The organism is Dorea formicigenerans (genome assembly GCF_025150245.1).
Lineage (GTDB): Bacteria > Bacillota > Clostridia > Lachnospirales > Lachnospiraceae > Dorea > Dorea formicigenerans.
In genome coordinates this window covers 300,044-320,369 of sequence record NZ_CP102279.1, presented here as the reverse complement: position 1 = coordinate 320,369, position 20,326 = coordinate 300,044, and the positions used below count along the sequence as shown (strand labels likewise).

The 20,326-nt window shown below is 41.4% G+C and carries 21 protein-coding genes; 2 read left to right on the top strand and 19 right to left on the bottom strand.

The features are described from left to right. Window positions 1-223 precede the first annotated feature (223 nt). Window positions 224-847, top strand: a complete 624-nt coding sequence (locus NQ560_RS01675; protein ID WP_233420470.1) for a YdcF family protein — start codon at window positions 224-226, stop codon at window positions 845-847. Here the strand turns inward: NQ560_RS01675 and NQ560_RS01670 are convergent. From NQ560_RS01670 to NQ560_RS01655, 4 genes are all read right to left on the bottom strand, one after another. Continuing rightward, window positions 818-3,658, bottom strand: coding sequence for a response regulator (locus tag NQ560_RS01670; RefSeq protein ID WP_005332439.1), 2,841 nt, complete (start codon window positions 3,656-3,658; stop codon window positions 818-820). The genes NQ560_RS01675 and NQ560_RS01670 overlap by 30 nt on opposite strands. Window positions 3,659-3,692: 34 nt before the next feature. After that, window positions 3,693-4,157, bottom strand: coding sequence for a DUF1653 domain-containing protein (locus NQ560_RS01665; RefSeq protein WP_005332443.1), 465 nt, complete (start codon window positions 4,155-4,157; stop codon window positions 3,693-3,695). 194 nt (window positions 4,158-4,351) lie between these two features. Beyond that, a complete protein-coding gene (locus NQ560_RS01660) occupies window positions 4,352-4,924 on the bottom strand; it encodes a DUF4230 domain-containing protein (RefSeq protein WP_005332444.1) in 573 nt (190 codons plus the stop codon). Continuing rightward, window positions 4,921-5,055, bottom strand: a complete 135-nt coding sequence (locus NQ560_RS01655; protein WP_005332445.1) for a hypothetical protein — start codon at window positions 5,053-5,055, stop codon at window positions 4,921-4,923. Before NQ560_RS01655 ends, NQ560_RS01660 begins: the two co-directional genes overlap by 4 nt. A gap of 166 nt (window positions 5,056-5,221) precedes the next feature. Between NQ560_RS01655 and NQ560_RS01650 the strand changes: the two genes are divergently transcribed. Beyond that, entirely contained in the window at window positions 5,222-5,746 is a 525-nt protein-coding gene (locus NQ560_RS01650; protein ID WP_005332447.1) for a helix-turn-helix domain-containing protein, read from the top strand. Window positions 5,747-6,284: 538 nt separating this feature from the next. Here NQ560_RS01650 and NQ560_RS01645 read toward each other — a convergent pair. From NQ560_RS01645 to NQ560_RS01575, 15 genes are all read right to left on the bottom strand, one after another. Next, window positions 6,285-7,337, bottom strand: a complete 1,053-nt coding sequence (locus NQ560_RS01645) for a PDDEXK nuclease domain-containing protein (RefSeq protein ID WP_179974622.1) — start codon at window positions 7,335-7,337, stop codon at window positions 6,285-6,287. A gap of 213 nt (window positions 7,338-7,550) precedes the next feature. After that, window positions 7,551-8,087, bottom strand: coding sequence for a DUF2812 domain-containing protein (locus NQ560_RS01640; protein WP_005332449.1), 537 nt, complete (start codon window positions 8,085-8,087; stop codon window positions 7,551-7,553). Continuing rightward, on the bottom strand, window positions 8,087-8,401 hold the full coding sequence (locus NQ560_RS01635; protein ID WP_005332450.1) for a PadR family transcriptional regulator: 315 nt from the start codon (window positions 8,399-8,401) through the stop codon (window positions 8,087-8,089). The genes NQ560_RS01640 and NQ560_RS01635 overlap by 1 nt, the downstream gene beginning before the upstream one ends. A gap of 221 nt (window positions 8,402-8,622) precedes the next feature. Beyond that, window positions 8,623-9,081 (bottom strand): SpoVA/SpoVAEb family sporulation membrane protein, encoded by a 459-nt coding sequence (locus NQ560_RS01630; protein ID WP_005332451.1) that lies wholly within the window; start codon window positions 9,079-9,081, stop codon window positions 8,623-8,625. Between the two features lie 108 nt (window positions 9,082-9,189). Then, window positions 9,190-9,612 (bottom strand): stage V sporulation protein AB, encoded by a 423-nt coding sequence (locus NQ560_RS01625; protein ID WP_005332452.1) that lies wholly within the window; start codon window positions 9,610-9,612, stop codon window positions 9,190-9,192. Then, window positions 9,572-10,246 carry a stage V sporulation protein AA gene (locus NQ560_RS01620; RefSeq protein ID WP_005332453.1) on the bottom strand — a complete coding sequence of 225 codons (675 nt, stop codon included), beginning with the start codon at window positions 10,244-10,246 and terminating at the stop codon, window positions 9,572-9,574. The genes NQ560_RS01625 and NQ560_RS01620 overlap by 41 nt, the downstream gene beginning before the upstream one ends. Further along, window positions 10,233-10,538 carry a hypothetical protein gene (locus NQ560_RS01615; RefSeq protein ID WP_040015425.1) on the bottom strand — a complete coding sequence of 102 codons (306 nt, stop codon included), beginning with the start codon at window positions 10,536-10,538 and terminating at the stop codon, window positions 10,233-10,235. Before NQ560_RS01615 ends, NQ560_RS01620 begins: the two co-directional genes overlap by 14 nt. Window positions 10,539-10,666: 128 nt before the next feature. Next, window positions 10,667-11,401, bottom strand: a complete 735-nt coding sequence (gene sigF, locus NQ560_RS01610) for an RNA polymerase sporulation sigma factor SigF (protein WP_005332455.1) — start codon at window positions 11,399-11,401, stop codon at window positions 10,667-10,669. Then, the gene (gene spoIIAB, locus NQ560_RS01605) at window positions 11,380-11,835 is read right to left on the bottom strand and encodes an anti-sigma F factor (protein WP_005332456.1); all 456 of its coding nucleotides are present in this window, start codon (window positions 11,833-11,835) and stop codon (window positions 11,380-11,382) included. The genes sigF and spoIIAB overlap by 22 nt, the downstream gene beginning before the upstream one ends. Next, window positions 11,836-12,147: an STAS domain-containing protein gene (locus NQ560_RS01600; RefSeq protein ID WP_005332457.1), complete on the bottom strand. Its 312-nt coding sequence runs from the start codon at window positions 12,145-12,147 to the stop codon at window positions 11,836-11,838. A 421-nt stretch (window positions 12,148-12,568) separates the two neighbouring features. Further along, a complete protein-coding gene (locus NQ560_RS01595) occupies window positions 12,569-13,975 on the bottom strand; it encodes a tetratricopeptide repeat protein (RefSeq protein ID WP_005332464.1) in 1,407 nt (468 codons plus the stop codon). A gap of 45 nt (window positions 13,976-14,020) precedes the next feature. Further along, on the bottom strand, window positions 14,021-14,155 hold the full coding sequence (locus tag NQ560_RS01590; RefSeq protein WP_005332466.1) for a hypothetical protein: 135 nt from the start codon (window positions 14,153-14,155) through the stop codon (window positions 14,021-14,023). Next, a complete protein-coding gene (locus NQ560_RS01585) occupies window positions 14,149-15,468 on the bottom strand; it encodes a bifunctional folylpolyglutamate synthase/dihydrofolate synthase (protein ID WP_005332467.1) in 1,320 nt (439 codons plus the stop codon). Before NQ560_RS01585 ends, NQ560_RS01590 begins: the two co-directional genes overlap by 7 nt. Beyond that, window positions 15,469-17,622, bottom strand: a complete 2,154-nt coding sequence (locus tag NQ560_RS01580) for an LTA synthase family protein (protein WP_005332469.1) — start codon at window positions 17,620-17,622, stop codon at window positions 15,469-15,471. It abuts the gene before it with no gap. 15 nt (window positions 17,623-17,637) lie between these two features. Beyond that, window positions 17,638-20,292 carry a valine--tRNA ligase gene (locus NQ560_RS01575; RefSeq protein ID WP_005332470.1) on the bottom strand — a complete coding sequence of 885 codons (2,655 nt, stop codon included), beginning with the start codon at window positions 20,290-20,292 and terminating at the stop codon, window positions 17,638-17,640. Window positions 20,293-20,326 lie beyond the last annotated feature (34 nt).

Sequence of the window (20,326 nt, the reverse complement as noted above, 5' to 3'; positions counted from 1 at the left end):
TCTTACCAATCTATGATAGAATGTAAATAAAATTGTAGAAAGGTTTATCATTTACATGCACACTTTTTTATTTCTTTTATGCATTATACTTGCTTTAGTATGTGGCACATACGGCATTGCAGTCCGCGCTATTGGCTCTGGTACAGCATTTTTCGCAGTCTGGCTCGTTTTGGCTGTCTTTTTTATATGCGTTGCTTTGGGAATTCATTTTAATCTATGGAAAATGTTCCCTGATATTCTAAAAAAAGGAATTGTCATTATATTTGCCGGTTGTCTGGCATCTTTCCTTATTATTGAAGGACTAATCATAAGCCAGATGCATGTAGCGGGTCCTGATAATCTGGACTATCTTATCGTGTTAGGTGCACAAGTCTATAAAAATGGTCCAAGCCCGGTCCTAAAATTTCGACTGGACAAGGCTTATGAATATCTGTCTGCGAATCCGGAAACCCGATGCATTGTCACCGGCGGCCAGGGATCTAACGAACCCTTTACAGAGGCAAGCTGCATGGCAGATTATCTGGTGAAACGCGGAATTGATTCCGGGCGCATTATTCTGGAGGATAAATCAACCACCACTGCCCAGAATCTGACTAACAGCATGAAACTGATTTCTGCAGATACGATAAATCACGCACTGGATAGCAACACAACGAATACCGTTGGAATTTTGACCAATGATTTTCATATGTTCCGCGCTATGCAGATTGCGCGGGCGCAGAAGATACCAAACACCTACGGTATTTCCTGCGGCTCCACGAAAGTATATCTGCCGAACAATATGTTCCGGGAATATTTTGCAGAAATTAAATTTCTCCTAAAACAACTTACAAAGCATTTTCAATAATTCTGATACATTGACCGGTTTTGCCAGATGTCCATTCATTCCGGCATCGGCCGATGCTTTTCTGTCTTCCTCAAATGCATTTGCAGAAAGTGCAATAATTGGAATATTTGCAAGATCCGAATCTTCCAGATTTCGGATCTTTTTCGTTGCCATGTAGCCATCCATGACCGGCATCTGAATATCCATCAGAACTACATCATAATATAATGCACCTGCTGTCTTTATCTTATCAACTGCAACTGCTCCATTTTCTGCTTCTTCCACTTCAAAACCTGTCTCTTCAAGCACGGCTTTCACGATTTCACGATTCAGTTCATTATCTTCTACAACAAGAATTCGTTTTCCGCGGAAATCATAATCTTTTTCTTCTGATTCTGTATTTTCCGTCCGCTCCTCTTTTTCAGTTTGTGCCAGACGAGGTGAAATTCTGACAATAACTTCTGTTCCCTCTTTTTCTTTAGAAGTAACTTCTATCGTTCCACCCATCAGATCTACAAACTGCTTTGCAATTGAAAGACCCAGTCCGGTTCCCTGAATACCACTGACGGTCGATGTCCGCTCCCGCTCGAATGGCAGGAACATTTTTCCCATAAATTCCGGACTCATACCGCAGCCATTATCTTTTACATGAACTTCATAATTCGCATATCCTTCCGGTGCCGGTTCATTCTGAATGATCCGAAGTTCAATCTTTCCGCCTTTTGGAGTAAATTTTACTGCATTTCCAAGAAGATTAACGAGAACTTCCTTGACTCTTAGTCGGTCGCAGTAAATGTAATAATCCTTCACTTTCGAAGTATCTACAATAAATGTCTGTGTTTTTTCCTGGGCCTGCCCCTGTATAATAACTTCTACTTCATCTACAATATTCTTTATATTACACGGCAGCTCTTCCAGCTTTGTCTGACCGCTCTCAATCCGGCTGACTTCAAGAACATCATTCACAATTGCCAGAAGGTGATTTCCCGACACACTGATCTTACTCAGATAATCCTGGATTTGTTCAAAATTACCTTCTGACTTCATGGCGAGCTTTGCAAATCCAATAATCGCATTTAACGGTGTGCGGATATCATGAGACATATTCCTAAGAAACACCCCCCGCGCCCGATTTGCCTGCCTTGCAATTGTCAGTGCATTTTCCAATTCCTGTTTTTGTTTTGCTTCTTTTTTCGCCTGCTTCTGCATATTCTGGTCGCGCTGACAAAAATACCAGATAATACATAAGAATATGACAATCAGAATTCCAGTAAAAATCCAGATATTATCCTGAATAAAATCCATGGCCGTGTAATTTCTCATCGCATCCATGTATGTATAAGTATGATTCAGTCCGTAATTTTCTCCCAGAATACTCAATCCGTGATTAATAATCTGCAGTAACGCCGTATTGCCAAACGCCACTCCAATACACCGTTCCTCTGTATTTTCTAATGGTAACACATTTAACTTCTTCTCAGCCCCCACCAGATAATTCGCTCTTCTGGCACTGAGGATCGTGCTCCCCACTTCACCCGATTTTAAAGCCTTGATACATTCCTCAATTGAATCATACTGAATGATTTCTGCATCCGGGTAATTCTGCACTGTGTAATAGTATTGAAGCTGGTTATTCTTATTAACAGCAATTTTGGTAGTCACCTTGTCTGTATAGGGTTCTCGATACGCCAGATCGATCGGAGATGTGACTACATTCGTACTCTCCTGGTACCCCTCCTGTTCCGCATACCATGCTTCACTGCTGACCGGGAAGATCATATCCACGTCTCCATTTTTCAAAGCTTCCACCATCTCATTTTGCGAGTTATACCCCCGATATATAATGTCCGGCTCATAATCGTCCGGAAGTGCATCAAACATATCCGGAATCAGGTCTGATACCAGGCCTGTCGCTTTGCCATCCTTATCTGTATCACAATATGGAAGGTAATCATTGCTATATCCAACCGTAACTGTATCGTGCTCTGCCAGCCAGTCCTGCTCTTTTTCTGACAGGAATATTGTAACGGAAGATTCTGCCGAATATTTCTTATGCAACTCATCTACATCCAGTGTATCCTGTTCTGTAATAATAGAAAGCGCCCTATTCAGTTCATCTAACAAATCTTCTCTGTCTTTCGCAACACAGAGATAATATGCTTCTTTTCCAATCTTTTCTACCGGTGAAATTCCTGTATAAGAAGATGCCACGTTATCTGCACTGACAAACGCATCAATATTCTTCTGATTAAAATCTGCCGCACAGGATTCCAGACTGTCGTAATATTGGATTTGAATGTCTGCCTGCTTTTCCTTTGCCCAGTCTTCCAGCGCAGTCATCATTCTCTTATCATTGTTCACTACGCCAATCTTTTTTCCTGCATAAGAATCAATATTGCCGAACTTAATTGTTGTATCATCTGTATCTTTATAAATATAAAATGTCTCGTTGATCATTTCGTATTCCGGAAACAACATACTATTGACACGGTCGTCATCATAGGAAATACCTGCCATCAAATCAATCTCTCCGGTTTTCAACTTTTCATAAAGATCTTTCCATTCCCCATATACATATTGGTAACGCCACCCTGTATATGAAGCAACCTTCTGAATATATTCGTAACTATATCCACTTTTTGCTGCTGAATCATCTGCTCCTTCCTGAAAGTCATGGGCTTCATAATACCCAATCTTCACCGTTTTTTGTTCCCCGGCATCTGCATTTACCTGTATTCCCAAAAACAGGTACACAAAGAACACAAGAACCATACATACCGATACAATTCTGTCTCCTTTTCTGGATGTTCGTTTTTCCCTCTTCTTTTCCATACTCTCATATCCACGCTTCTCTGGCGCTACTCTCCTACAATTTTATTTTTTCAAATCGGTATTTTTGCCGGATCTTTGGATATTTTTCCCGATCCACCTCACTCATAAACATATCATACGGTCTGGCACATATCTTGAACGGCGGATACATCCCCTGATAAACGACCAGCTTCTCTCCCGTCTCCGTATGCTGCGCAAATGCCAGAACCTTGTATAAGTATTCCGAAGTTTCAGAAGACACCCACTCCCGTTTAAAATGTTGCACAATATCTCCTACAAGAATGTCCCGCTCCGGCACTTCTCCTACTGCCGGATTTTTTTGCTCCTGTGGTTCTGTGTCCAGTTCCATATATTCATCCTTGTCCAACGAAACCGGAACCCCGGATTTTCCCTCAATGTGTACGCCGCCGTACCAGGTTCCTGTGATTTCAAAAATATCTCCCAAGTCGTACTCGGAAGAATACTCATCATTTTTCTTAATAATTCTTACTCTTGGCATATTTTAATCTCCTTTTTTCATCAATCTCTAATCCCGCAGCCATAATCCAGTAATGATTGAAAAATTTATTCACGAAAAAAATCCCTTTATTTTGTAGCTCAATTTTACATTACAATGCCTGCAAATTACTTTGTGCTTCGTGCTGACATTATATATCGTAATTTTACCATAAAACAAGGGGATTTTTTCTTTTTTTACTTAAACTCTACCACAATTTTTCTTCCATCTACAATGTTATCATACAGGCTGTGTACTACATTTTCTGCATTCGCATCTGCTGCCGCGATAAATCCGTATTCATCGGATTCTGCTAACTTCTTTGCCCGTGTCTCTGCCTCGCCCAACACCTCCAGAAGAGCTTCCGGTTCTACATTTAACATTGCAAAATTCGTATCATATAGTGTGATGTCGTCGGATTTAATCTTGACCGAATCTTCATCGACTGTGCAATGCGGAATCGTGATCGTCACCTTATCCTTTGTCTCTTCCACTTCTGCTTCGCTTACATCAAATCCGGCAGTTACAGTTGTTCTGTACTGTACCAGAAAATCTTTCTTTGTGAGCAATGGAATCTTTCCTTTCGTACACTCGAACACGTCTGAAATCACCATTTTCTGCGTTGTCAGATCCGATGAATTCTGAATCACCGTCTCAAGCGGAACACTTTCCTTTTTCGGCGCTGTGAAATGCCTGTAAACAGACACCCCACATACGCTTACCACAATGAAAACTAACACCACAAATCCAATCTTAATTTTTTTCTTCATACTCTTACTCCTCGTCTTTCCTGTAATTTTTCTTTTGTCTTATCTTTGATACCAATTTTTTTGCTGAACTTTGGATTTTTCTCTATTTTTTCTATCACCCGTATCAGCCGTATTCTGTGTTCTGCATTCATTTACACACCGCCTTAATTACTTGTTCTTGCTGTCTTTCGATGATTCCAGTATAATAACTTAAGACATGATAATACATATTCAATAAAGAGTAATAAATATTGATATTCCGCGGATTTCGGGAAATATGGACTCATCACAAATTTTGATAAAGGATTTATATAAATTATGGGAAAACAATCAACGCGTGAAAATAAGACAATCTATCAGTTATGCCGGGAAGAAAAAGAACTCACCCGCGAGAAAGCAAGTGAGCTGATGGCAGGAGTTTCTTCCTCCCGGATTGAAAAAATTGAATACGAAACACAGGAGCCGACTCCTTACGACGTCGTGCAGATGGCGGACTGCTACAAACGCCCGGATCTTTGCAATTACTACTGCTCCCATAAATGTGCCATCGGGCAGCGCTACGTTCCGGAAGTGGAAGTCGGCGAACTCTCCAATATTATCTTGGAGACAATTGCCTGTCTCAATGAAATCAATCCACTCACCAACAGACTGATCCAGATTGCCCGAGACGGGAAAATCTCCGATGATGAGATTAAAGATTTCGCATTTATCAGCCAGAAGCTGGATGAAATTTCCCTCGCCGTAGATTCCCTGAATCTCTGGGTGGATAAAACCGCCAGCGAAAATGATCTGAATGTCACACTGCTGCGGGAAGAAAAGGAGCGGTTAAAAAAACAGAAATAAACATATTTTAATTCTTTTTTTCTCATAGTCCGCACTGATATGTCAGTCTATTCTATTGATATAATCAAATTGACAATCTCTCTATTTTCATAGTATTCTGAAGATAATGATAATTCAATAAATGACACAGGGAAATATTTTCAATTCATTTGCACAAATTATACAAGGAGGACATGCAATGAAAGATCGATTTCGATTTTGGGGACTGTATTTGGGATTGATATTAAGCTTTGTACTTCACTATTTTGCGACATCACAATTGAAAATCTATGAGAATCACTTATGGGAACTTTTTGATTCCCCGAAGGCAACAATTATTATGTATTTAGGAAATGGACTGCATGCAATCTACTATGTGGTTGCATTTCTGCTCATGCTTTTCCTATGCAATATGAAAAATTTCAAAATTATTGAGGAATTAATTTTTCTTGCTTTACCGGCGCTTTTATTACTTGTAACAGGCAGTATTATGACAAATCTTTTCCTTTGGGTGTATACGAATTCGTCATACTGTATTCCATTCGGCGCAATGCTGCTTTCAGTATTTTTGTACAGAATATATGCATATGAAATTAGAGGGAAGTGTTAAATCTACAAACGCCTCATCACTTTGCTTACAAAGTAAAATACCAATTGTCGGATTCTCTCCCTCTATTTTTTCATAACGATCATAATAATTTACATACATCTGCATCTGCCCTAAATCCTGATGCGTGAGTTCATCAATTTTAAAATCAATCAAAACATAACACCTTAACAGTCTGTTATATAAAACCAAATCAACATAAAAATTTTTGTCATTAAATGTAAATCTCTTCTGCCGCTGTTCAAAAAGAAAACCTTTTCCTAATTCTAAAAGGAACTTCTGCATTTTTCCTATTACTGCTGACTCCAAATCACTTTCATGATATGCTGCTTTATCCTCCAATCCTGCAAATTCCAAGACATACGGGGTATGTAAAATATCTTCCGGTTTCTGTGGAATGGCACCTTCGTTCGCCAGTCTCATTACATCATTTTTATCTCTGCTCAATGCCAGTCTTTCATACAAGCTAGAATGAATTTGTCTTTTTAAGGTGCTTACATTCCAATTAGAACGTATCGCTTCCTTTTCATAAAAGTCTCTTTCTTCCCTATCCTCTATACGCATAAGTATCTGATAATGTGTCCAACTTAGTTTAAATGGATTTTTCTTATATGTAGCCTCCAATTGTCCAATTCCTGATTGGACAATTCCAAAAGCCTGATCAAATTGTCCAATTCCCGATTGGATTATTTCATTTTCTCTATCCTTGTAAGCCATATAAAATTGTCGCATTCCCGCAACATTACTTCTTGAAAAACCTCTTCCGTATTCTTCTGTCAGATAAGACGACAAAGAATCTAAAACTTTTGCTCCATATTTTGCTCGTTCGGCGCCTTGCTGTTCCTGCTCTACAATATATCTTCCGAGCAAAAAGTTAGTAAGAACCGTAATTACATTTGCCATTTGCCCCATATTACTTCTGGCACTGTCAATTAATTGCTTTGATTTATCAAATAAATTTTGAAATTCATTACTTTTTATTATTTCCACTTTTTTATTTTTCAAGCTAAATCCTCCCACTAATCTATAGTTATCAATTATTTTTTATTTTAACTTATATATATTATTTTTTCAATATTATATATATTATATATATTATTTATATCTTCTCAACTATAACAAATAAAAATCTCCTTATTAACAATTGCCTTATAGCATTCTTATTAATAAAGAGATTATCATATCTTATTCTTCTTTTAAAATTTTATAACATCTTCACTACTTTATCTTCCGCCGAAATGAAATGTATTTTAATGTGAATTGTAAAAAGATAACAATATACAAAATCATTAATATGCTAAACACACTTGCAAGTACATATTCTCTATGTCCTGCCATAGCATTGTACCCATTCACAATCTGACAACAAAAAATCACAATTAACGGAATTACTCTTCCCCGGAAGATCCGGTTCATCATATCCAGTCTCGATTCATCATCGCAGAATATCTCTTCTTCACTGGACATCTGTGCTTCCGGTTTTCTGAAATAACTGTATCCTGCAAATTCCAGAAGATACTCCCAGCCGCAGTCTTCAAACATTTTCACATATTCCATCTGGTTTTTCATGCCTTCCTGATTATAATCCAACTGATAGATCACTTTCTCAGGCTCGCATTTTTCAAATGTATAGATTCCAGGCATTGTTACTCTTTTGAATTTCCAGCCTTTCTGATGCATTCTGCTCAGATAACGGGCTTCTTTTTCATAATCCATAATTGAAAACCAGCGAAGTTCCTTTTTTGTCTCACTCATTACAATACCTCCTGTGCGTTGCGATACAATCTTTGAATCCGTTTCAGCTCCAGTTCCAGTACTTCCATTCCAAGCTCCGTAATCTGATAAATCTTGCGCTTATCTTCCTCTCTTACGAATTCAATCAATCCGTCCTTTTCCATCTTTGACAAACTTCCATACATGGTTCCCGGACCGAGTACCACTTCATTGTCTGTCATTTCTTTTACCTTCTGTACAACTCCATACCCGTGATTCGGAGAGCGCAGGCATAACAAGATGTAAAACCCTGTCTCCGTCATCGGAACATAAACCTTTTTAATATGTGCGTCCATAATTCAATCCTTTCAGTGCGATACATCGTACTTCGATATAGTTAGTATATCGCACCGTGATATATGTGTCAATAAAAAAAATGAGGAGCATTTCTACTCCCCATAACTTATCATCTTTTTACACTTCTCTTATCGGCTCCTTTTTGGCTCCTTTTTGGCTCTTTTTTAGCTCCTTTATCGGCTCCTTTTGGAGACTTGCTGTCCGCTATCTAAAAATTTTTTCACACCACTTTCAAAATCTTCAATATCCAATACCCCACTCCAAGTACCCAGCTTGAGAAGATTCCATATAATATCACCGGTCCTGCTATGGTAAATATCTTGCAGCCGATTCCCATGACCTGTCCTTCTTTCTGATATTCAATTGCCGGTGCCGCCACGGAATTCGCAAATCCGGTAATCGGAACCAACGCTCCTGCGCCGCCCCATTTTGCGATCTGCGGATAAATGTTAAATCCAGTGAGCAAGACGCTTAAGAGAATCAGAATCATGGAAGTCCAGCCTGCGCTGATGTCTTTTTCTATTCCAAGGTGCCTGCAATAATTCAAAATGCCCTGTCCAATTGTGCAGATAATGCCTCCTGTAATAAATGCTTTGAGCATATTGAATGGCAGATTGTGTACCGGCGTCTTCTGCTTGACGTAATTCTTATATGCTTCCTGTTGCTTTTGTTTATCCATGTTCCTCTCCTTTCTTTTTCCACATGACTTTCCTGTCAATGAACACTTTTTTCGATTCGTCCCTGCCTTTGAACGGCAAAGTATTCTTTCAAGAATGCCTCGGCATTATTACTGTCCCCAGTGATTTGCAAAAAACAAAAGCGCACCCACAGTCTTTCCGACTGCGATTCCAAGTATAAGATATGGTACGCTTTTTATAATCTTCATACGCCGGATGAATATTGGAAATACATTCAACATTTCTGCAAGTGCCATCGCCCAGCATCCCACAAATATTCCACCAAGAATCCCGAACACTGCTGCCAATATATTCCCACCGGGTATGGATATGTGGAACACCCAGAAAATATTCGCCAGTATTCCGCCCAGCGCCACACTGTCCTCGTAGAGCAAAATGTGTTCGCCTGTGTGGGTGCGGTCTGCAAAATCGGATACAACACCTAATTCAATGACAAATGAAAAAAGTCCGCTGGCTACGATCACACCTGCACTAAGACCGATGACTGCCAGTAGTATATTTTGTGCCCACATCTAATTCCTGCTCCTTTCTGGAAATATTTTCAATCAAAGTCGTCTGAAGATCATTCTCATACAGACGCATTTCCACTTCTATCGGAGTTGGATCTACGGAAAATCTCCTCTTTCCAAAATGATTGAAAAATGTCAGAATTCCAATGGCAATTCCGATACTATACGTAAATTCCAGCACTGTAAATCCATCACTTTTTGTTCCTGTTACCAGTTCATAAATCTGACTGAACATTTTTGTCACACCGACGTCATTGTTGAATGCCATAATGGAAAACGCCGCTCCCATAAAACTAATCAGTACAACTTGACTTGTTTTTAAAATGTGCCAGACACCGCCCACGCTTTGCTGTTCCTCATAAGTGATGATAAAGTCCTGCTCACCCAGATTCTGGACTTCAATCTCCGGATATTCTGCATGTATACATTCGATAACTTTCAAAATGGAAACCGCGACACGATTTTGTGTCTTTTTATCAACTCCATGAAACCGCAGAAGTTTGATTGTCTTAAGCTTCGGCAGAACTGTTGGATTTGCACATTCCATGGACAGAATATCCCCTAATTTTACACACGGATCCGTGACTTCCACATTCCGGTCTGCCTTTATATAAACAGTCTCTTTACTGCCAGCCATATACAGAACCTCCCGACGCCCCAGCTATTAAATTCCGCCCCCAGTCCTCTGTCTTTGACATATTTTCACTATATGGCATAGATGTATCTATCTTAGTCGTATTGGAGCTATATAGAACCCTTACATCTCCCTGTGCATCTTGCGCGCCTCTCACCAGCGTTCCTTCCGTCACGTCTCGCTCTTTGCCAAAATCGCCAAAATAATACGCACAGCCTGCCACTATTGCCAGAAGCACTACCGCAATGAGGCAGATTCTGAGTCTTTTTCTCGCTTTTTCTAATTGTTCCTGCACATTTTTCACACCTTTCTTGCACTTTCTTTCGCCATAGTTCCATTCATTTCCGCACTGGATCCATTGCAGTTATCGTCGACTCTTTCCCTATGCTAAATGAAATATTTGCGAAACTCTTTATTCAAATGTTAGTATGTCGGCTTTCCATGAAAATATGCATTTTTAAGCTGTCCGAGTATTTTCTTTTCCATTCTTGAGACCTGAACTTGTGAAATTCCAAGCTCGCGTCCGACCTGGGACTGGGTCTGCTCCGCAAAATAGCGCAGATAAATGAGTCTTTTTTCGTCCTGATTCAACACTCCAAGAAGTTCCGTCAGAACTATATGATTCAGAACCTGCTCATGTTCTTCGCTCTTTTCCTCAAGCTTGTCCATGAGACGGATTTCCTGTCCGTCTTTTTGATAAATAGGCTTATGCAAGGACTCGACGTCTCCGCCTGCATCCAGTGCCATGACCAATTCCTCCTGCTCGACTCCCAGACGCTCTGAAAGTTCGCCCACAGTCGGTTCACGCCCCCACTGATTCTGTAAATCTTCTTTCAACAAATATGCTTTGTACGCCAGTTCTTTTAAAGAACGGCTGACTTTTATCATGCCGTCATCCCGTAAGAAACGTTTGATTTCACCGGAAATCATCGGCACAGCGTAAGTTGAAAATTTCACATCGTAGCTCAGGTCAAATTTGTCGATTGCTTTAATCAGACCGATATTTCCAATCTGAAATAAATCTTCCGTTTCCACACCCCGGTTATGGAAACGTTTCACTATACACCAGACAAGTCCTGCATTTTCCTCCACCAATCGTGCTCTTGCTTCTTCATCTCCTTCGTGAGATCTCTGAATCAGAGCGATTGTGTGGTCCATATTTTCCTTCCTTTTCCAATGATTTTCGACATTTTTACAAGTGTCCCTTTTCCCGGCGTTGATTCCACTTCCAGACTATCCATAAATGCTTCCATAAAGGAAAATCCCATTCCGGATCGTTCCGCTTCCGCTTTTGTTGTAAAAAGTGGTTCCATTGCCTTTTCAACATCTTCGATACCTTTTCCAAAATCTTCAATTTCCACAAAAAGCGTCTGTTCTTTCGTTCTGCACCGGATACAGATATTATGTACTTCTCCTTCATATCCATGTATGATTGCATTTGTCACAGCTTCCGACACTGCTGTTTTTACATCAGATACTTCCTCTACTGTCGGATTAAGCGATGTCATAAATGCTGCTACCGTCACCCTGGCAAATGATTCGTTGCTAGAACGACTGTCGAAGATAAGTTGCATTTCATTCGTGTGATCCATTTACTGATCCTCCTCTATGATTTCCATTATTTTTGTCACACCGGACATGGTTAATATTTTTTTGACACGCTCATTTGCGTGGGCTGCACAGATTTCTCCGCCCAGCATATAAATCTGTCTGTAACGTCCCATGATCATTCCAATCCCCGAACTGTCCATAAAATCTGTCTCCGCAAAATCAAATATGATGTAACGGATATGATTTCGTATGATCAGATGGTCGGATTCCCGGCGAATTTCCTCCGCATTGTGGTGATCCAGTTCGTGGGGGAGAAAAATTGTGAGACAGTTTTCCTGTACTTGATATTTCAATTTTCGGCCTCCTTTTTTTATAAAGCTTGTTTCTATACTTTTTCCATTCTACACACCTGGAAATCATATAGTTCACCAAAGGCACGTTCGCACTACCTTCCGCTGGCAGCGGTACATAAGGCGCTAAAGGACACCGCCTAAGTACCGGCCGCTCCAGAGTACCTTTTTGTGAACTATATGATTTTCAGGTGCTGAATGTACTGGCTAATCGCGAATATACTTTAGCTTTATAAAAACATATTTTTTGCCTCTACGTGTGTGAAGCTTTAGCTGCCTTATAGGAATCCGCACAGTCGCAATTTCTATATGCAGCCTATAATAATTATCAAAAATGTCAAAAAAGAGGGTACGTGGGTTAACGTATCCTCTTTTGTAAGTTTGGTTTTATTTAGTTATTTTTCTAATTGTTTAAAGCTATTTCTTAATTATTGTTGTCACCGTTATCATCGTTGTCACTGTTTTTTTTGGTGTCGTCGGATTTTTTGCTGTCGCTGTTGTCAGTATTTCCGCTCTGGGCGTCGAGCGCCTGCTGTGCCTGGGTGGCTACATCGGTGTCCGGCCAGGTTTCGATGATTTTCTGATAAGTCGTGTTGGCCTTATCCTGATCGCCTTTTTTCTCGTAGCCTTGTGCGAGAAGGAGCATCGCTGCACCATCGTTGTAGCTTTCATCCATCTGCATAACTGTCTCGAGACTGGAAATCACTGTATCATACTCGCCTGAATCGTAAGCTTCTTTTGCGGCTCTATATTGCTTTTTGCAGGCATCCGGATAAATCTTTCCGGTCAGTTCATCGAATTTTGCTCTTCCGACAGCTCCAAGAGAATCTGCATTGACTTTCATAAGTTCTTCTGCCATGGCAGCATTACTCATATCTTCGGATTTGTAATGCTCTGCAATATTCATGACGACTTCATAGCTGTCTTGTGTTGAAGCTGCAGTTGCCTGTGCATTTTCTGTCTCTTCACTGCTGGCCCGATAAGTTTCCAGTTCTGTCTTCAGTGCGCTGATCTGGGATTTCTGTTCTGCAATCTGATCACTAAATGAAACGGTCTGCTTATTCAATGCTTTTTTCTCTGACGAATTAATCGCCGGCATAATCAAAAACCACATCACTGCAACACCGACCAATACACCGACTGCAATATTCGCAACCGTGTGAATGCTGGCCTTTTCTTTGATCCCGGTCGGCACCGGCTGAATAATGCTTTCATTTCCAAGCTGGTATTTAACCGTTTTCTGCTGATTTTTCGCAGACTGCTTGACACTCATCGGACGTTCTTTTCTTATCTCAGTAAGTTCATGCATGTAACGGATTGTCTTTTCATCTGTTGCATCCAGTCTGTGTACTTTCCTGAGTATCTGTCTCGCACTGGCATACTGCTCGGTCTTAATATAAAGCAATGCCAGAAGCTGGTATGCTTTGACGTAAGTCGGGTGTGCTGCTACTGCTTTTTTTAACTGGATAATCGCAAGATCTTCTCCACCCTGTCTTGCATATTCCAGACTTTGATTGTATCGTTTGACTGCCTGGTTGATCTCTTCCAGTTCTCCCGGCGTCTCCTGTACTTTACTGATAAAATAACTGGCTATATTGTCTTTTGGTTGAAAATTCTTGCTGAGGATCCACTCCACCAGCGCTTCAATCACATCTCCACGCCCGTAGTAAACAAGTCCGAGAAGATTTCTGGCGGCCAGGTTCGCCCGGTTATACTGAAGACTTTTCTTCAGTGATGTAATCGCACCGGACATATCCCTTACCTGGGCTTTTGCCAGTCCGTCATTGTACCAGTAGTTAGACTGGTACGCTAGTTTCACTGTGTAGTCCATATATTTATATTCCCTCTTATTTTCTATCTGTATCGTGACTCATTACTACTTCGTCTGCTCTACTGCTTCGCGGATAATGTCCTGCATATCCGTCAGGTCTTCTCTGTATACTGCTTCCTCAATATCTTCAACTTCCAGGCTTGGCTGGAATTTTTTCAGTTCTTCTTCGTAATTTAACATGACGTCTCCACCTCCTGTAGCGCCTTTTCTACCATTCCTGCCAGGTAAAGAGAACCAATACAGTAAATGTATGTCTCTTTGGTACGCATCTCATAGGCACATGCTATGGCATCTTTTACATCAGCCTTCACATACACCGGACACGTTGCATATCGCTTAAAAATCTCCCCCAGTTCGCCGGCCGGAACTCTTCTTTTATCTTCAATCTCTGTCACAACAAACGCTTTCGTCTGCAAATGTCTGCAAAGATATTCTATCATCTGCTCATATTTTTTATCAGATACCGCTGAAAATATGAGAATCGGCGGTTCTTCCTCTTTCAGTGCACGAACGCTTTCTACAAACGCTTCGATTGCTCCCGGGTTGTGGGCTCCGTCAATGATAAAATGGTCTGCGCATTCTTCCATACGTCCCTGCCATTGGATTTTAGCAACGGCATCGCGCCACATTTCTTCATGCTCTGGTTTATTCCCAAGCAGACACTGGACTGCTTCGATTGCAATCTCTGCATTTTTCACCTGATAGATACCACAGATCGGCACTTGCCAGATAACATCTTTATGATAAGCATTTGTCCGTGAAAATGCAATATGTTTGCGGGTAACTTCCCGGATTTCGAACGCATTTTTCCCGATTTCCCGACATGGCGCATGATGCTCTCTCGCCGTATTTCGGATAATCTCGGCTGCTGCCTCATCATTTCCGTCAAAAATCACCGGCGTTCCTTCTTTGATGATCCCTGCTTTTTCTGCCGCAATCTGCTCTATTGTATTCCCGAGGATCATGGTGTGATCCAGGCTGATCGATGTAATAACTGTCAGCGCCGGACACGGAAATGCATTGGTTGCATCCAGTCTTCCCCCCAGTCCTGTCTCCAGAACAATATATTCTACATCAGATTTTTCAAATGCACTTAGTCCCATGCCAAATAAAAATTCAAAATAAGATGGATGTGGAATTCCCTCTTCTTCCATTTTTTTCACGACATCATAGACATGCTCAAAGACCTGATAAAATTTTTCGTTGTCAATCGGCTCTCTTCCTATCTGAATCCGCTCGTTGATAGATATAAGATGAGGGGAAGTAAAAAATCCCGTCTTCTTCCCCTCAGCTTCTAAGATCGCCTGAATATATGCACACACAGAACCTTTGCCATTGGTTCCTGCCACATGTACCACCTTCCGGTCAAATGCCGGTCTGCCAAGCCGCTCTAAGAACTCTCTTGTGTGCTCCTGCGTGTGTTTTTGTGTAAACTTCGGAATGCTTTCGATATACTCGACTGCCTCCTTGTAGTTAACAGGCTTACTATTCATTTATTTTTCCTCGTTTTCCTGTTCTGTCCAGGATTTTGTTGTATCAGTTCCTGTTCCTTCCTGCCTTACAAGCTGTCCGCCCTGGTAAATGTATTCGTCCGTCGTTCTGAAGATTGTATTGCTGGATCCTACCTGGCTGACAGTGATAACATCTCCCTCGCTAAGCTCTGTGCTTGGAAGAACGATTCGTGTATTATTTAAAAATGTACTCTTTTGCTTCTCGCCATTGACGTAAACCTTACTTGACTTCGTAAAGTTCTCGCCATACAGGCTGTAGCCTTTTTCCAGATACGGAACGATGTTCGTCAGCGTAGCGTCCTTCACACCCATTTCCATATGACCTTCCGTAATCGGCGGATTGCCCTTGTAAACATACTGCTTGCCATACAGAATATCATACTGGAGAAGCTCTAAGTCTGACAGGTAATTCTTGGAATTCTGTCTCTGCTGATGATAATTGAACAATGTTCCGGAATGAATATCCAGGCGGTTCATCACATCCGCCATTAGCTGATAAGCCGGAATATTTCTATCCTGCTGTTCCAGTCCGATGTTATCCCAGATCACATAATTTGTGTTATAGAGATAACGGCTCTTTAAATCTTCTGCGGTAAGTCCCATAGTCGGTAAATGGTCTCCGTAGAATACGACAACTGCAGGTTCTCCACGATCTTCCACTGCTTTCACAAGATCTCCTGCAAACTGGTCCATCTCATAGACCATGTTTACATAATATTCCCATTTATTCTTCTTTGCTTCGTCATCGATACCTTCTACTTTGATCTTCGGATTCTCAATCAGCTGCTCCTCCGGGTAATCTCCATGTCCCTGCACACTGACGGTAAATACGAAATCCTGCTGCTCGGTCGTATCCATAGCTTCCATAATATTGTCTACCAGAACCTCGTCCTTTGCCCATCCATTTGGCGTAAGCTGAAGAATATTCATAAACTCTTTACTTGTAAAACTGTCAAATCCCATATGATCATAGACTTTTGCACGACTGTAGAAGTTACCTCCGTTATTGTGCAGTCCATGAGTACCGTATCCCAGTGCTGAAAGAGCTGTTGCAGCACTCTCACATGGCTGGTTCTTGACAACTGTTTTATACGGATACTCTCCAGGTCCGAAGAAACGCATATTCATTCCTGTCAGCACTTCGAACTCTGTATTCGCGGTTCCGGCTCCTACAGACGGAACTTTGAAATATCCAGAAGAATAATTCTTGTACATCTCATGCAGATTCGGGCATGCATCTTCGCTTGTTGTGAAAAATTCCGCCTCATCTACATCAAAATAAGACTCTAACTGAACCACAATGATATTCGGAAGATCATCAGAGGCACGCCCTGTTTTATTCTCGGCCATTTCTCCGTTATTCGTAATCTGATCAATAGTCTCCTTATTATAATCATTCGGCTCATCGATTCCTGTATTAAATACACTGGACATAAAGCAGTACGGAAGTCCGTAATCCTCATAGGCAAACGCAATATTTCCAAAGTATGTGGAAAGCACTCGCTTATCAATTGCCTGATCTGTTGTGAAGCTGAATAACATGGCACATACAGCCACTCCGGCAATTGCCAGAAGCCGGTGTATTTTTCCTTCATACTGACCACCGCGGCGCCACATGGAAATCAGCCATATAATGACCGCTGCAATTCCCACCAATACGATCACGATCTCAAATCCATTGAAATAATTGTTGATCAGGCTGACCGCATCGGTTGCTACCTTCAGGTCCTGGGCATTGAACGGTGTCACTCGCTTCATCAGCATGTAACCGTTACAGATTCCAAGAATCATCCAAAGTACACCGATAATGATTCTTGCGAACACCCTTCGCCGGAACAGGTATACCACCGTAAATGTCATAAATATCATAAATGCATTGTAAAGGAAGACGAGTGGTGTCTGTGTCATATAGCTCCATGCCTGAACAAGTGAATGTCTTGAAATTGCCTCAATTGCAAAGTTGATCAGACATGCTAAAAGCGCGTGAAATATCAGAGAAAACCGGTTCATAAACTGATAGACAGGTTTCATCTTCTGCGCAAATGCACCATTTCTTCTCTCTTCCAGTATTCTTGCCCTTCGCTCTCTACGTTCCTTCCAGTATGCTATAACCTCTTCCTTTCGCAGCTTTTTCATAATATCCCCTTACATTTATTTTTTCTGTAATCCAGCAAGACGCTCCTTGACCTGAGCAAGCATCTGCTCATATTTTTCTAGTTTCTCACGCTCTTCCTGTACCTTTGCAGCCGGTGCTTTGCTTACAAACTTCTCGTTATTCAGCATGCCGTTGGAACGTGCAATCTCTTTATTCAGGCGAGTCTCTTCTTTTGTAAGACGCTCTTTTTCCTGCTCAAAATCGATCAGCTCCTCAAGCGGCACATAAACTGTTGCATCCGGAACTACTACAGACACTGCATCGTCTGCGATACCGCTCTTGTCTGCCTGTACAATGAAGTCTCCGGCAGATGCCATCATCATTGCAGACTCTTTTAATACTGCAAGACCTTTCGCCAGCTTCTCGTCCTCGCATACAACGTAGATCGTTGCCTTTCTGGAATTTGGAACATTCATCTCGGAACGGACGTTTCTAACACCTCTTACGATTTCTTTGTAATGGTTCAGAATGTTTTCATTCTCTGCGTCATTCCATTTTTCCTCATATACCGGCCAGCTTGACATCATCAGTGACTCTTCTTCTGGAACCAGTTTGCTGTAGATTTCCTCTGTAACAAATGGCATGTATGGGTGAAGAAGCTTCAGTGCATCACCAAGAACTTTCTTCAATGTCCAAAGTGCAGCGTTCGCACTCTTCGGATTCTCGTCTGCGTGGTAGATTGCATATTTTGAAAGTTCAATGTACCAGTCACAGAACTCGTCCCAGATAAAGTCATAAATCTTGGAAAGTGCAATTCCAAGCTCGAACTTATCTAAGTTCTCTGTTACATCTTTTACCACATTATTGCATGCAGATAAAATCCAGCGGTCTGCAGGTCCCAGATCCTCTGCCTGTGGCTCTGTGATCTCTTTTCCTTCCATATTCATAAGAATATATCTGGAAGCATTCCATACTTTATTTGCAAAATTACGGCTTGCCTCTACACGTTCGTTGTAGAAACGCATATCATTTCCAGGAGCATTTCCTGTAATCAGTGTCATACGAAGTGCGTCTGCGCCGTACTGATCGATAATATCCAGAGGATCGATACCATTTCCAAGTGATTTACTCATCTTGCGTCCCTGAGAATCGCGAACAAGTCCGTGAATCAGTACTGTGTTAAATGGTGCCTTTCCTGTATGTGCATATCCTGAGAATACCATACGGATAACCCAGAAGAAAATGATGTCGTATCCAGTTACAAGTACATTCGTTGGATAGAAGTAGTCAAGATCCTCCGTCTCATGTGGCCAGCCAAGTGTTGAGAATGGCCAAAGCGCAGAACTGAACCATGTATCCAGCGTATCCTCATCCTGTTTAAAATGTGTACAACCACAATGTGGGCATTTTTCCGGTGCTTCGGAAGCTACTACGACTTCTCCACAATCCTGGCAGTAGTAGGCTGGGATTCTATGTCCCCACCAGATTTGTCTGGATATGCACCAGTCACGGATATTCTCAAGCCAGTGCAGGTAAATCTTATCAAAACGCTCTGGTACAAACTTAAGCTCACCATTCTTGATCGCCTCAATGGCTGGTTTTGCAAGCTCTTCCATCTTTACGAACCACTGCTGTTTGATCATTGGCTCTACCGTTGTATGACATCTGTCGTGAGTTCCTACATTATGAGAATGTGGAACAACTTTTACAAGATATCCCTGCTCTTTCAGATCCTCTACCATAGCTTTTCTTGCTTCGTAGCGATCCATGCCTGCATATTTTCCACCATACTTCTCGTTGATCGTAGCATCATCATTCATGATGTTAAGTTCTGGCAGATTGTGACGTTTTCCAACTTCAAAGTCGTTAGGGTCATGTGCCGGTGTGATCTTAACAGCACCTGTTCCGAACTCTTTGTCTACATAATAATCTGCAACAATCGGAATCTCACGGTCTGTCAGTGGCAGCTTACACATCTTTCCAACGATATCTTTATATCTCTCATCATCCGGGTGAACTGCAATTGCAGTATCTCCCAGAAGAGTCTCCGGACGTGTTGTTGCAATCTCAAGGAAACGGTCTGTTCCTACGATTGGGTACTTAATGTGCCAGAAGAATCCGTCCTGCTCTTCATGCTCTACCTCGGCATCAGACAGGGAAGTCTTACATACCGGACACCAGTTGATGATTCTGGATCCTCTGTAAATGAATCCTTTTTTATGAAGGTTCAAGAATACTTTCTCAACTGCTTCAGAACATCCCTCGTCCATTGTGAAACGCTCTCTGTCCCAGTCACAGGAAACACCCATCTTTTTAAGCTGTGATGTGATAGTTCCGCCATATTCTTCTTTCCACTGCCATGTTCTCTCTAAGAATTTCTCACGGCCAAGTTCTTTTTTATCAATACCTTCGTCTTTTAACTGATTGGTAACCTTTACTTCTGTAGAAATAGCCGCATGGTCTGTTCCCGGAATCCACAGTGCATTGTATCCCTGCATTCTCTTGTAGCGGATCAGGATATCCTGCATCGTATTGTCAAGAGCATGTCCCATGTGAAGCTTACCGGTAATATTCGGTGGCGGCATTACGATTGTAAATGGTTTCTTACTTCTGTCCACTTCTGCGTGGAAATACTTATTTTCGCACCACTTCTGGTACAGTTTGTCTTCAATCTCTTTCGGATTGTAAGTTTTCTCCAAATTCTGACTCATAGTCTCCTCCTCAAATACGTGTTTCCTGGTTCAT

Bases quoted from the DNA above. Each gene is read 5' to 3' on its own strand.
- NQ560_RS01675 (WP_233420470.1), top strand. From the start codon at position 224: ATGTTCCCTGATATTCTAAAAAAAGGAATTGTCATTATATTTGCCGGT.
- NQ560_RS01670 (WP_005332439.1), bottom strand. From the start codon at position 3,658: ATGGAAAAGAAGAGGGAAAAACGAACATCCAGAAAAGGAGACAGAATT.
- NQ560_RS01665 (WP_005332443.1), bottom strand. From the start codon at position 4,157: ATGCCAAGAGTAAGAATTATTAAGAAAAATGATGAGTATTCTTCCGAG.
- NQ560_RS01660 (WP_005332444.1), bottom strand. From the start codon at position 4,924: ATGAAGAAAAAAATTAAGATTGGATTTGTGGTGTTAGTTTTCATTGTG.
- NQ560_RS01655 (WP_005332445.1), bottom strand. From the start codon at position 5,055: ATGAATGCAGAACACAGAATACGGCTGATACGGGTGATAGAAAAAATA.
- NQ560_RS01650 (WP_005332447.1), top strand. From the start codon at position 5,222: ATGGGAAAACAATCAACGCGTGAAAATAAGACAATCTATCAGTTATGC.
- NQ560_RS01640 (WP_005332449.1), bottom strand. From the start codon at position 8,087: ATGAGTGAGACAAAAAAGGAACTTCGCTGGTTTTCAATTATGGATTAT.
- NQ560_RS01635 (WP_005332450.1), bottom strand. From the start codon at position 8,401: ATGGACGCACATATTAAAAAGGTTTATGTTCCGATGACGGAGACAGGG.
- NQ560_RS01630 (WP_005332451.1), bottom strand. From the start codon at position 9,081: ATGGATAAACAAAAGCAACAGGAAGCATATAAGAATTACGTCAAGCAG.
- NQ560_RS01625 (WP_005332452.1), bottom strand. From the start codon at position 9,612: ATGTGGGCACAAAATATACTACTGGCAGTCATCGGTCTTAGTGCAGGT.
- NQ560_RS01620 (WP_005332453.1), bottom strand. From the start codon at position 10,246: ATGGCTGGCAGTAAAGAGACTGTTTATATAAAGGCAGACCGGAATGTG.
- sigF (WP_005332455.1), bottom strand. From the start codon at position 11,401: ATGGACCACACAATCGCTCTGATTCAGAGATCTCACGAAGGAGATGAA.
- spoIIAB (WP_005332456.1), bottom strand. From the start codon at position 11,835: ATGGATCACACGAATGAAATGCAACTTATCTTCGACAGTCGTTCTAGC.
- NQ560_RS01595 (WP_005332464.1), bottom strand. From the start codon at position 13,975: ATGGACTACACAGTGAAACTAGCGTACCAGTCTAACTACTGGTACAAT.
- NQ560_RS01590 (WP_005332466.1), bottom strand. From the start codon at position 14,155: ATGTTAAATTACGAAGAAGAACTGAAAAAATTCCAGCCAAGCCTGGAA.
- NQ560_RS01585 (WP_005332467.1), bottom strand. From the start codon at position 15,468: ATGAATAGTAAGCCTGTTAACTACAAGGAGGCAGTCGAGTATATCGAA.
- NQ560_RS01580 (WP_005332469.1), bottom strand. From the start codon at position 17,622: ATGAAAAAGCTGCGAAAGGAAGAGGTTATAGCATACTGGAAGGAACGT.
- NQ560_RS01575 (WP_005332470.1), bottom strand. From the start codon at position 20,292: ATGAGTCAGAATTTGGAGAAAACTTACAATCCGAAAGAGATTGAAGAC.